9 protein-coding genes are annotated in these 12863 nt (G+C 54.6%); all 9 read left to right on the top strand.

Annotated features, from left to right (window positions below; translation table 11 throughout):
* Positions 1 to 245: 245 nt before the first annotated feature.
* The 9 genes from hpf (at position 246) to GCWU000342_RS07360 (ending at position 12747) form a co-directional block, all read left to right on the top strand.
* Entirely contained in the window at positions 246 to 776 is a 531-nt protein-coding gene (gene hpf, locus GCWU000342_RS07400) for a ribosome hibernation-promoting factor, HPF/YfiA family (RefSeq protein WP_006906751.1), read from the top strand.
* Between the two features lie 325 nt (positions 777 to 1101).
* Entirely contained in the window at positions 1102 to 2277 is a 1176-nt protein-coding gene (locus tag GCWU000342_RS07395) for a helix-turn-helix domain-containing protein (protein WP_006906749.1), read from the top strand.
* Between the two features lie 117 nt (positions 2278 to 2394).
* Entirely contained in the window at positions 2395 to 3450 is a 1056-nt protein-coding gene (locus GCWU000342_RS07390) for a D-alanine--D-alanine ligase family protein (protein ID WP_045000875.1), read from the top strand.
* Positions 3451 to 3533: 83 nt separating this feature from the next.
* Positions 3534 to 5216 carry a UDP-N-acetylmuramoyl-tripeptide--D-alanyl-D-alanine ligase gene (locus GCWU000342_RS07385; RefSeq protein WP_006906747.1) on the top strand — a complete coding sequence of 561 codons (1683 nt, stop codon included), beginning with the start codon at positions 3534 to 3536 and terminating at the stop codon, positions 5214 to 5216.
* A gap of 99 nt (positions 5217 to 5315) precedes the next feature.
* On the top strand, positions 5316 to 5975 hold the full coding sequence (locus GCWU000342_RS07380) for an NUDIX hydrolase (RefSeq protein ID WP_006906746.1): 660 nt from the start codon (positions 5316 to 5318) through the stop codon (positions 5973 to 5975).
* A 245-nt stretch (positions 5976 to 6220) separates the two neighbouring features.
* Positions 6221 to 6913: an iron-sulfur cluster assembly scaffold protein gene (locus tag GCWU000342_RS07375; RefSeq protein ID WP_006906745.1), complete on the top strand. Its 693-nt coding sequence runs from the start codon at positions 6221 to 6223 to the stop codon at positions 6911 to 6913.
* Between the two features lie 27 nt (positions 6914 to 6940).
* A complete protein-coding gene (locus GCWU000342_RS07370; RefSeq protein WP_006906744.1) occupies positions 6941 to 7951 on the top strand; it encodes a GGGtGRT protein in 1011 nt (336 codons plus the stop codon).
* A gap of 338 nt (positions 7952 to 8289) precedes the next feature.
* The gene (locus GCWU000342_RS07365) at positions 8290 to 9207 is read left to right on the top strand and encodes a CPBP family intramembrane glutamic endopeptidase (RefSeq protein ID WP_049921658.1); all 918 of its coding nucleotides are present in this window, start codon (positions 8290 to 8292) and stop codon (positions 9205 to 9207) included.
* 12 nt (positions 9208 to 9219) lie between these two features.
* Positions 9220 to 12747, top strand: coding sequence for a DNA polymerase III subunit alpha (locus tag GCWU000342_RS07360; RefSeq protein ID WP_006906742.1), 3528 nt, complete (start codon positions 9220 to 9222; stop codon positions 12745 to 12747).
* The last annotated feature ends 116 nt before the right edge of the window (positions 12748 to 12863 follow it).

Here is a 12863-nt window from a genome sequence, read left to right as displayed (position 1 = left end):
ACTCCGGGAATGATAGGGGAATGAAGGATGACAGAGCTCATGGAGTCCATAAAGCCCATGAGATGTCCACAGATAAGTCTATTATAAATGATCTGGCGGTCAATTACTTATCAAATAAAATGAATAAAGGATCAGAAATTATCAGAATATATTAAGGCAAATTGCTTGATGGCAGGTCATAAATGCTTATAATAAGAGTATGAGGGGGACAAGTCCTCTCGCCTTAGAAACTGGAGGTGACTTTTATGAAGACGACAATTACCGGACGCAACATTGAACTGACCGATGGATTGAAGAGCGCTGTGGAGGACGCGCTCTCTAAGTTAGATCGATATTTTCGTGAGGATACACTGGCGCATGTGACAATGAGTGTCGATAAGGCCGGACAGAGGGTTGAGCTGACCATTCCTGTCAAGGGAGGTATTGTCCGCTGTGAGAAGACAACAGACGATATGTATGTATCCATTGACGCGGCTTCTGAGGGAATTGAGGATCAGCTGACCAAGTATCGCCACAAGCTGGTTGACCGGGCTCATAAGGGAGCCGTGTTAAACGCCGCTTTTGAGGAGGGCTTTGACGAGGACGAGGAGGAAGAGATTAAGATCGTCCGCACCAAGAAGTTTGACTTAAAACCCATGTACGCCGAGGATGCCTGCGCGCAGATGGAGCTTCTGGGGCATAGCTTCTTTGTCTTCACCAATGCGGAGACAGATGCTGTCAATGTGGTTTACCGCCGAAAGAATGGAAGCTACGGATTGATCGAGCCGGAGGAGTAACAGGCTTTGCGGCCATTCTTTTCTCATTGCACTTATTTTGAAAATCATGGACTGCGCGTCGCAAGCATTCTATCGTCATAAATTATGACAAGTCTGCACCGTAGGCATTCCAACAGTTATGAATCATGAAAAGCCCGCCCAAAAGGCCTCCCGCGATTGCATGGGATGTCATGAACGGCGGGCTTTTTTGGATGATAAAATCAAATCAGGCAGATTTTTATTCATGGCAGCAGACAGATGGAAAAGTCGCGTCTCGTTGCCTTTGGGGGAGAATAAAAATTCGCGAGGCAAATCGTAAGAACTGTTTGTTAAGGGGAGGTATGTTATGACAAAGATGAGAGGCCCGGCCTATGCCAGGCCTGGTTTTACGTGCAACCAGGATCAGATCGGGGGACTGATCCGGCAAAGAAGAGAGGAACTTGGCATTTCCCAGACCCGATTGTGCGAGGGGCTCTGCTCCTGCAGCACCATGTCCCGCATTGAGACAGGAGAGCAGATGCCCGGATTTCGCCTCTTGATGCAGATTCTGGACCGACTGGGTCTGCCCATTGAGTTCTGCTGGTCCTGCTCGAATACGGAGGAGTATCTGACCGAGCAGATCAAGCAGAGACTCTATCGGCTGCTTGAGCTTGGGATCCTGGAGGAAGACCCGGACTGGCTCTGGATCTTAGAGCAGCTGGCACAGCACGATGATCTGGCCGCAAGACAGTACCTGGAACTGCTGGGGCTTCTGGAGATGATCAAGGAGAAGCGCCAGATGATTCAGGCCCGGGGCGAGAACTTCTTCCCGGGTACGGGGACGATGAAGGCGGAGAAGGCGTCGGAGGCTGCAAGGCAATGGGATAATGTAACGGTCTCCTTTGACAGATATCATAGAAGTAAAAAGCTGGCGGAGGGAGAAGAAAGATATGGGATACATCAGCGTTTTTTGAAGGAGAACAATGCGATTGACGCGGAACAGATCCGCTTCTATCACAGACTGGAGCAGGCGGCATTACAGGCGATGGCGATCACCCGCAGGGACTTCGATCCCATGGCCTCCATCCCGGCCATGGGGCCGGATCGCCTGGAGATTCATCTGTTGAATATTCTTGGTCTGGTCTATCTATATGGAGGGGAAGGCAGGAAGGCGGCCCATCTTCTGGGCGGCGTTATGACAGTGATCAAGGAGAGAAGCCGCAATCAGGTTCCCCTGCGCAGATTGCTGGCGGTCGCTCAGAACAATCTGGCTCTCTGCTATGCCTCGAGGCAGATCTATGAGTTTGCCCTCATTTACGTCAATGAGGCAATCTCCAATATGCGGAGGGATGGGAGCGCTCTGCTTCTGGCAAGACTTTTGCGCACGCATATGGAGATCCTGCGGGCAATGGGAGATGAGGAGGGATATCAGCGAGATCGGCGATCCATCCACGGAATCTGCACGCTTCTGCCCGGCCGCAAGGTGGACGAGATGGAAGAACAGCGGATTATGCAGAGACCTCTCGGGATCGCCATATTGTGACAGGATCCTTGCGGTTTTGCCCTGTATGAAGTACACTTGACCAGACATTTGAGCCCTGCGGATGCAGTGCCGCGGGAGCTTTTCGCACCGGTTCTCGGATATGAAGGAGCGTTAGAGATGAAGATTGTTGTTCTGGCAGGTGGCTTAAGTACCGAGCGGGATGTGTCTTTCAAGTCCGGGGATATGGTGGCCAGGGCTCTTCGCCGCAAGGGACACCAGGTTCTGCTTTTGGACGTCTTCATGGGCTATGGGGATGCGGAGTGCGATATCAGCGATATCTTCGACCGGGCGGAGGAGGTCTCTGTCAGGGTGGAGGATATCCCCAAAACAGCGCCGGATATTGCGGCCATCCGTGCCGGGCGTAAGGATCAGTCCAAGACCTTCTTCGGTCCCAATGTGATCGCAATCTGTCAGGCGGCCGATATCGTCTTCATGGCTCTGCATGGGGCCGATGGAGAGAACGGAAAAGTACAGGCTGCGTTTGACCTCTTTGGCATTCAATATACAGGGAATTCTTATCTGCCCTGTGCCATTGCCATGGATAAGGGAGTGGCCAAGACCTTCTTTACAGCCTATGGAATACCGACGCCCAGCGGAATCACATTGGAGAAAGAGGAACGTCAGGACGCGGCTAAGAAGGCAAAGATTCACTATCCCTGTGTGGTCAAGCCCGCCTGCGGGGGGTCTTCTGTGGGAGTCACAATTGTGGAGGACCCCGGTCGGCTTGAGGAGGCCCTGGATGAGGCCTTCTACTGGGAGGACGAGGTTGTCATTGAGGAGTATATCAAGGGCAGGGAGTTCTCTGTCGGCGTCATGGAGGATCAGGTTCTTCCCGTGATAGAGATCGCTCCCATCCGGGGATTCTATGACTTCAAAAACAAGTACGCGGCGGGATCCGCGGTTGAGACCTGCCCCGCGGACCTGCCCCAGGAGACAAGCAGGCTCATGCAGAAGTATGCCGCAGATGTCTGCAAGGCGCTGGGACTGACGACGTATTCCCGACAGGATTTTCTCCTGGATGAATCCGGCCGCATCTTCTGTCTGGAGGCCAATACCCTTCCGGGTATGACACCGACTTCTCTGCTCCCCCAGGAGGAGGCGGTTCTGGGCATGTCCTATGATGACCTGTGTGAGGAGATCATTCGCATCTCCCTCAAAAAATATCAGAAATAAAATGAGACCGAATCAGATTCCAAACCCTCTGTACCATTGCGGACAGAGGGTTTTTTGTGCAGAATAGGAGAAGTTAAGACAGGATGGATCAGAGAGGGGAGAGTAAGATGAAGAACATGACCCTGGCAAATATTGCGGCTGCCTGTGGAGGAGAGCTGATCTTTCCGGCTGAAGAGCCTTACGCAAACGGCCGTGTGAAGGCCGACTATGAGCGGCTGACCATTGCCGGAGTGGTCACAGACAACCGGCAGGTGGAGAGAGATTTTCTCTTTATCCCCTTTGTCGGCGAGAAGGTAGACGCCCATCGCTTCATTCCCCAGGCCTTCGAGCAGGGGGCGGCCTGTTCCCTCTCGGAAGAGGATTTGACGGATCCCGTCGGCCCCTGTATCCGTGTAGAGAGCTCGCAGAGAGCCCTGATGGACATTGCCGCGTATTATCGCCGGCAGCTGAAGCTTCCCCTGGTGGGTATTATCGGCAGTGTGGGAAAGACCTCAACCAAGGAGATGGTAGCCTCGGTATTAAGTCGGCACTACTCTGTTCTTAAGACGGAGGGGAATTTCAACAATGAGATCGGCATGCCCATGACAGTCTTGAAGATTCGCGACCATCACCAGGTCGCCGTTGTGGAGATGGGAATTGATAACTTCGGGCAGATGTCCGCCCTGGCCGCCGTTGCCCGTCCAAATATTGTCGTCATTACGAACATCGGCGAGGCGCACCTGGAATTCATGAAGACCAGAGACGGGATCCTGGCCTCTAAGACGGAAGTTTTTGACTATCTGGCGGACGGGGCAAGCGTTATTTTAAACGGCGATGATGACCATCTCAACTGTATCCGCAGGGCAGGCGGCGCCAGAATTATCTTTTATGGTCTGGGAGTAGATTCCTCCGCGGCTGCCAGGGAGAAGGATAAAGACAAGCTGGCCCGGCTGAATGGGCAGATCGCGGAGCATCTGGCCAAGGCTAAGGATCGAGATGGTCTGGCTGACGGCTGTTTTGATATGAGCGCCGCCTATACGGACCAGGAGCGCCTGGCCAGGGAGACCTATCGAGCCGAGAATCTGTCGGCCCTGGGCATGGAGGGGATGTCAGCCTCCTTTATTACACCCGAAGGGGATTTTGAGGCGGTCATTCCCATTCCCGGTGAGCACAATGTCTACAACGCGCTGGCGGCTGCAGCTGTCGGACAGAGCCTGGGACTTGATCTGGATGAGATCAAGGCGGGGATGGAGACGGCCAGCACCATTTCCGGCAGAGCTCATTTCCTGCATCTGGGCGGGCTGACTCTGATTGATGACTGCTACAATGCCAACCCCTCTTCGATGCGGGCCTCTCTTGCGGTTCTGGCAAGGGCAAAGGGACGCAGGATCGCCGTCTTGGGAGATATGGGAGAGCTGGGAGAAAATGCCCCCGCTATGCACTACGAACTCGGGGAAAGAGCGGCAGAGGAAGGGATAGATATGCTCTATGCCGCAGGAGCTCTGGGCCGGGAGATCGCAAGAGGGGCCAGTGATGCCTCTTTGAACAGGAGGGAGGAAGGAGCTTTCTTTGCTGAGGAAGGGGGAGGTGCCCATCGGCGCGAGAAGCCGATGGAAATCTATGCCTGTCCCGATCGGGACGCATTGCTGGCGGATCTCCTTGGCCGGCTCAAGGAGGGCGATACCGTTTTAGTCAAGGCGTCACATTTCATGGGCTTTGAGGAAGTGGTGAAGGCGATTCAGGAGAGCTATGGAAAAGAGGATACCCATGGCGGGGACAGAGAGTAGAGAACGGGTTTGCTCCGGGACGTGTGTCGATGGATAGGATTTTTGTTGCTCTGGAGCGAATTTACTCTTGATCAGTTTGATGGAGACAGAGGAGGAAGGATGGCTACGATCAGGCGGATCCATAAGATTACGGATGAGAAGTTCCTGAACATGTATATCCTGGAGGGAGAGAAGAAGACTGGCGCTCCCATGCGCTACCAGCTGGCCTCCCGTGCCGGACGGGTGGAAGATTTGAAGATGAAGTCGCAAAAAGAGGATGCGGACGCGGTGATCGTCTATGCCCTCTATGCGGGAGAAGAAGCCTTCGACTCAAAAGATGAGGCGGCCTGTCAGAGCCTTCGCGAATCCGCGGATCTTCGGGTTGTGATGGTCCGTCAATACCGGGCGGCAGTGGACTCTTTTGTCTATGAATTGCCCGCCGGCCTGGTCGATCCGGGAGAGGACATGCGCCAGGCCGCGGCTCGGGAGACCTTCGAGGAGACCGGACTGAAGCTGGACATACTGGATGTCGATCCCATCTTTGAGAAGGCTCGCTTCACCACGATTGGCATGACGGATGAGAACAACGGGATCGTCTACGGCTACGCCTACGGCCTGCCTGATACAGCGCATGAGGAGGACAGCGAGGAAATCGAGGTGATTCTGGCCGATCGAAAAAGAGTCAGAGAGATCCTGGCGAAAGGCAAGGTCAGCATGCCGACGGCTTATCAGCTCATGCATTTTCTGGGGGAGGGGGATCCCTTTGCCTTCTTAAGCTGAGCAGAGGGCCTCAGGCGTCTGCCCCGGGAGGCCATGAAATGGAATTTGCGGGGGTTCCCGGAGAGGCGGAAGGCGAAAGAACTGCTTTCAGGGTATGGATTTGTATGAGAGCCCGCGTGGGCGTAGAGTCCGCGTGGGAAAAGAAGTGCTAGACGAAGCTCCTCAGATGTGTGAAGATATTAACGATATGCGCGGTATGTGGGAGTACCGCAGTGTATTGTTGCATCTATGAAAGGAGTTCAACGATGATCTACACAACAGAAGTACAGAATATGTGCCCGATCGCCAAGGGCGCAAAGCATGAACCGGCTCCCATCCCCGAGGAGGGAAAGTGGGTTCATGCCAAGCAGATTGGCGATATCTCAGGATTCACCCATGGCGTTGGCTGGTGCGCGCCGCAGCAGGGTGCCTGCAAGCTCTCTTTGAATATCAAGAACGGCATCATTGAGGAGGCCCTGATCGAGACGATCGGATGTTCGGGAATGACCCATTCCGCCGCGATGGCAGCGGAGATCCTCCAGGGCAAGACCATTCTCGAGGCCCTCAATACCGACCTTGTATGTGATGCAATCAATACCGCAATGCGCGAGCTCTTCCTTCAGATTGTCTATGGGCGCTCTCAGTCCGCCTTTTCTGATGACGGACTCGCTGTCGGCGCCGGCCTTGAGGACCTGGGCAAGGGCCTTCGTTCTCAGGTTGGAACCATGTACGCGACCAATTCCAAGGGAGTCCGCTATCTGGAGATGACAGAGGGTTATGTCACGGACCTGGCTTTAGATGAGGACAATCAGGTAATCGGTTACAAATACGTCTCACTCGGTAAGATGACAGACTTTATTAAGAAGGGTGACGATCCCAACACAGCATGGGAGAAGGCCAGGGGCCAGTATGGCCGCATCGATGACGCTGTTAAGTTCATCGATCCCCGTAAAGAGTGATCATTCGAGAGGAAGGAGACGATAATCATGGCATTATTTGAGAATTATGAGGGAAGAATCGAGAAGATCACTTCCGTGTTAAACAGCTATGGGATCAAGGACATTGAGGAGGCTAAGAAGATCACAGAGGACGCCGGTCTCGATGTCTATCATATGGTAGAGGGAATTCAGAATATCTGCTTCGAGAATGCCAAGTGGGCATATACGGTCGGCGCGGCCATCGCGATCAAGAAGGGCTGCCGCAGGGCTGCCGATGCAGCCGCCGCAATCGGTGAGGGACTGCAGGCTTTCTGTATTCCGGGCTCGGTCGCAGACCACCGCAAGGTAGGACTTGGCCATGGAAATCTTGGTAAAATGCTCCTGGAGGAGGAGACAGAGTGCTTCTGCTTTTTGGCAGGACACGAGTCCTTTGCCGCAGCCGAGGGGGCGATCGGCATTGCGAGCAAGGCCAACAAGGTTCGCCAGAAGCCTCTGCGTGTGATCTTAAACGGACTGGGCAAGGACGCCGCCCAGATCATTTCCCGGATCAATGGATTCACCTTTGTAGAGACACAGTACGACTATCACAGTGCCAAGCTGAACATCACCAGTGAGACTCCCTACTCCAAGGGGATACGCGCGTCCGTCAAGTGCTACGGAGCCGATGATGTCCAGGAGGGCGTTGCGATTATGCACCAGGAGAATGTCGGCGTATCCATCACCGGCAATTCCACGAACCCCACCCGCTTCCAGCATCCCGTCGCAGGCACCTATAAGAAGGAGTGTAATGAGATGGGTAAGAAGTACTTCTCAGTTGCGTCCGGCGGCGGCACCGGCCGTACCCTGCATCCGGATAATATGGCCGCAGGCCCGGCTTCTTACGGTATGACCGATACCATGGGCCGCATGCACTCGGATGCTCAGTTTGCGGGTTCTTCCTCTGTCCCTGCCCATGTTGAGATGATGGGTCTGATCGGTATGGGGAATAACCCCATGGTCGGGGCAACGGTTGCCGTAGCTGTTTCTGTTGAGGAGGCCGCTAAGGACGGAAAGTTCTAAAGAGCTGCGCAGATCAGAAGACTTGCGCAGGCCCGATGAGGCGATAAGCAGGAAGACTGCGGTCAGGCGAGAGATTCCCCTGGCCGCGGTCTTTTTTGTGCAGCATAGTTTGCTGTACGCAGCATAGATTTTCTGTATATTCCATTTTTGCCGCAGGCAGTATCGTTTGCTGTACGTCGCATAGAGTTGCTGTCTGTCGTGCACGGTATGAGTTTGCTGTCTGCGACCGGAATCAATCAGCGGGCTGCGACCGGAATAAATCGGAGGGCACACTGCAGAAGAAGGGGACACTATGCTAGAATAGGTTGGTGAATGAGCTGAACAATGAGGACAAAAGCATGCCCGACAACAATCGAAATATATCACCCAAAGACACACGCCGGCCCCGTCGGAATACCGGCTGGTATATCCTTCTGCCCTTTCTGGCGGCGGCCCTGGTCCAGAACCTGGTGGCGGTTTTTGCCAGTCAGATCCTGGTGGTGGATCAGGCCATTCACTTCGAGGGAGGCTCCTATGCCGATTTCATCCGCTCCTCTTTTGAGCGGATGCAGGGGCAGGCTTTTACCAGCCTGACCCTGCTTGTCTACGCTTTCATCTGCGTGATCTGGTTCGGCATCTGGTATCGCAGAGAATTTCTTCTGACCCAGAAGCCCGCCAGGGATTACCGCTGCCTGGTCCGCCAGTACAAGCACTGGTCCTGGATGCTGATCCCGGGGATCCTGCTTTTTATCCTGGGAGCTCAGTACCTGTCCACTTATATCATGAACACTCTGGCAGCCCTGGTTCCCCAGTGGATGGCTGAATATCAGGGGATCCTCCGCTCGTCGGGACTGGATGACATTCAGACCTCCCTTCCCATGATCCTCTATGCCGTCTGTCTGGGCCCTGTCTGCGAGGAACTCTGCTTTCGAGGTCTGACCATGAGTTATGCCCGCCGCGTCGGTGGATTCTGGATGGCGAATATCCTCCAGGCCCTGCTCTTTGGTTTCTTCCACATGAATATGCTGCAGGGGACCATGGCCTTTCTCCTGGGGCTGGCTCTGGGTTATGTCAAGGAGAAGTCACAGAATCTGACGCTGGTGATTCTTCTGCATATGGCATTTAACGCCACGAGCGCCTTCATCCCCGGACTTGTTATCTCCGCGGATAATCCGGTCAGTTATTTTGTCTGCCTGTTTGGCGGACTGATCGCGGCTTACGCGGGGCTGGAGCTTTTGGTTCGCGGCAGCTCTCCACGGATTGTCGAGGTAGAGTGAGAGGAGTTGTAAATGTCCTTTGTCCATCTTCACAGCCACACCCAGTTCAGTCTCCTGGACGGATCAAATAAGATCCGCGATTATGTGAGCCGGGTCAGGGAACTGGGAATGAATGCCGCGGCGATCACCGACCACGGTGTCATGTACGGCGTGATTGAATTTTATAAGGAGTGCCATGCGCAGGGAATCAAGCCCCTGATCGGATGTGAGGTCTATGTCGCGACCGGCTCCCGCTTTGACAGAAATTCCGGGTCGGCGGGGGAGGATCGCTACTACCATCTGATTCTGATCGCCGAGAACAACCGTGGCTACGCTAACCTGATCAAGATCGTATCCGCGGGATTCGTGGACGGCTACTACTATAAACCCCGCGTTGACCGGGAGATCTTAGAGCGCTATCACGAGGGCATTATCTGCACCTCCGCCTGCCTGGCGGGACAGGTGCAGAAGTATCTGCAGAGAGGTCAGTATGAGGCGGCGAAGGAGGCGGCCCTCTGGCACGAGAATACCTTCGGCCATGGCAACTACTATCTGGAATTGCAGGATCACGGACAGGCCGTCGACGGACGCGTGGTTCAGGAATTGATCCGCCTCTCGGGGGAGACCGGGATTCCCTTGGTGGCGACCAATGACTGCCACTATACCATGGCTGAGGACTGGGAAGCTCACGATGTCCTGCTCTGCATTCAGACAGGCAAGAAGATCACGGACACAGACCGCATGCGCTATGAGGGCGGTCAATACTATGTCAAAAGTGAGGAAGAGATGCGCAAGCTCTTCCCCTTCGCCCCGGAGGCCATCGAGAACACCCAGAAGATTGCCGACCGCTGCCAGGTGACCATAGAGTTTGGTGTGACCAAGATGCCTCATTACGCGGTGCCCCGGGGCTATGACGCCTGGACCTATCTCAACAAACTCTGCTATGAGGGTTTAGACCGGCGCTACGGGGATGGGGCGGATGCCCTGAAGCCTCAGTTGAGCTACGAGCTGGGCGTCATCCAAAAGATGGGCTATGTGGATTACTTCCTGATCGTCTGGGACTACATCAATTACGCCAGGACCCACGGCTGTACCGTCGGTCCCGGCCGCGGGTCCGCCGCCGGTTCTCTGGTGGCCTATACGACCGGGATCACGGATATTGACCCCATCCGCTTTCAGCTCATTTTCGAGCGCTTTTTAAATCCGGAGAGAGTCACCATGCCGGATATCGATGTGGATTTCGACTATGAGCACCGGGGCGACGTCATCCGCTATGTCACTGAGAAATACGGGGAAGACGCGGTCACACAGATCATCACATTCGGAACGCTGGCGCCCAGAAATGCCATTCGAGATGTGGGGCGTGTCCTGGATCTCCCCTATGGCCTGGTGGATACGGTGGCCAAGTCTGTTCCGCAGGAGCTGAAGATCACGATTGACAAGGCGCTGAAGGCCAATCCGGAGCTGAAGAAGTCCTACGATGAGGACGAGGAGGTCCATAATCTGATTGATATGGCCCGGAAGCTGGAGGGCCTCCCCCGCAATTCCTCTACCCACGCCGCCGGTGTGGTAATCGCAGCCAAGGCAATGGATGAGTATGTGCCCCTGGCCAGAGGAACCGACGGAAATGTCGTCACCCAGTTCAATATGATTGAGGTGGAGGAGCTTGGCCTGCTCAAGATGGATTTTCTGGGGCTTCGCACCTTAAATGTCATTGCAGATGCCGTTCGGGACGCCAGGGCCAATCATCCCGGGCTTGACCTGGATATCAACCGGATCCCCTATGACGATCCCGAGGTCTACGCCATGATCGGCAGGGGCCAGTGTGAAGGGGTGTTTCAGCTGGAGTCCGCCGGCATGAAGTCCTTCATGAAGGAGCTCAAGCCCGCCAATCTGGATGACATTATCGCGGGAATCGCCCTCTACCGGCCCGGCCCCATGGACTTTATTCCCCGCTATATCAAGGGCAAGAAGAATGCGGACGCCATCGTCTACGACTGTCCCCAGCTCAAGCCGATCCTGGAGTCGACCTATGGCTGTATTGTCTATCAGGAGCAGGTGATGCAGATCGTCCAGCAGCTGGCCGGTTATTCCCTGGGCAGAGCGGATCTGGTTCGCCGCGCCATGTCCAAAAAGCACGCGGATGAGATGGAGAGGGAGCGCCATAACTTTATCTTCGGGAACAGGGAAGAGGGTGTGGCCGGCTGTCTTGCCAATGGAATTTCCGAAGCAGTTGCCAGTAAGATCTACGATGAGATGATGGATTTCGCCAACTATGCGTTTAACAAGTCCCATGCGGCCTGTTACGCGGTGATTACCTACCAGACAGCCTATCTCAAACACTACTATCCCAGGGAGTTTATGGCAGCCCTGATGACGACCTTTATCAACCAGTCGGACAAGGTATCTCAGTATATTGCCCATTGCAGGGAGATCGGGATTGAGGTTCTGCCCCCCGATATCAACTCCGGGGATGGGCGCTTTGTGGCGGATGACAAGGGGGTTCGCTACGGAATGTATGCGATCAAGAGCGTCGGACATCCGGTCATTGACGCCATTGTCGCGGAGAGAAATGCCCGCGGGCCTTTCAAGACCCTCGAGGATTTCCTGACCCGGGTGTCCGACAAGGCGGTCAATAAGCGGTCTGTCGAGAACCTGATCAAGGCGGGAGCCTGTGACTCCCTGGATGGAAATCGCAGGCAGATGACCTATATCTTTCCGACGATTATGGATCAGGTCAGCTCTGAGAAGAAGCACTCCATGGCCGGACAGATGAGTCTCTTTGATATCGCCGGGGAAGAGGGCAGAGAGGATTTCGCCTTTAAGATGCCGGATGTGGAGGAGTTTGACAGGCAGCAGCTGTTGGCCTTCGAGAAGGAAGTTCTGGGGATCTATGTCTCGGGACACCCCCTGGAAGACGATCTGGATTTGATCCGAAAGAATACGAGCGATAATACACTGGAATTTCGGCTGGATCAGGAGAAGGGACAGGCTCCGATCCAGGACAAGAAGCAGGTGGTTTTAGCGGGGATGATCACTTCCAAGAATGTTCGCTTCACTCGCAACAACCAGCCCATGGCGATCCTCAACCTGGAGGACCTCTACGGGACGGTCGAGCTTGTCGTCTTCCCGAAGGCCTTCGAGAGAGTTCGGGATTTTCTGGAGCTGGACACCAAGGTCTTAGTCTACGGCAGAGCGGGTGTGGAGATTGACAGGGATGCCAAGGTTCTGGTTGAGGATCTGGTCTTATTTGACCAGGTGCCCCGGGAGATATGGATCCAGATCCGGGATCAGGCCGAGTACGATGAGAAAGCGGACGCGCTGAAGAAGCTCTGTCAGATTTCGCGGGAGCGTCAGGCCGCGGCCGGATCCGCCGATTTGATCATTTACCGCAGAGCAGACAGGGCGATCCGCCGTATGCCGGCGGACTGGCAGATGGGGACAGATTCGGAGTCCCTGACCTCTCTTGGTCAGATGTTCGGACAGGACAATGTCAGACTTGTCAGCGGCAAATATTTATTCGGCAGAAAGCGGCAGGGATATCGCCCGGATCTGCCCTAGCAGAAGAGCGTGAGGGGAAAGAGAAAAGATGATCAGAGAGCGCCTCATAGGACCCTGACTCTTCTTCTCTATTGAAAAGAAAGAGGATGGGCGGTAAAATGAGCCCGATATTATAG

The sequence above is a fragment of the Shuttleworthella satelles DSM 14600 genome, assembly GCF_000160115.1.
Classification (GTDB): Bacteria; Bacillota; Clostridia; order Lachnospirales; family Lachnospiraceae; genus Shuttleworthia; species Shuttleworthia satelles.
This window is presented reverse-complemented; position numbering and strand designations above follow the sequence as displayed.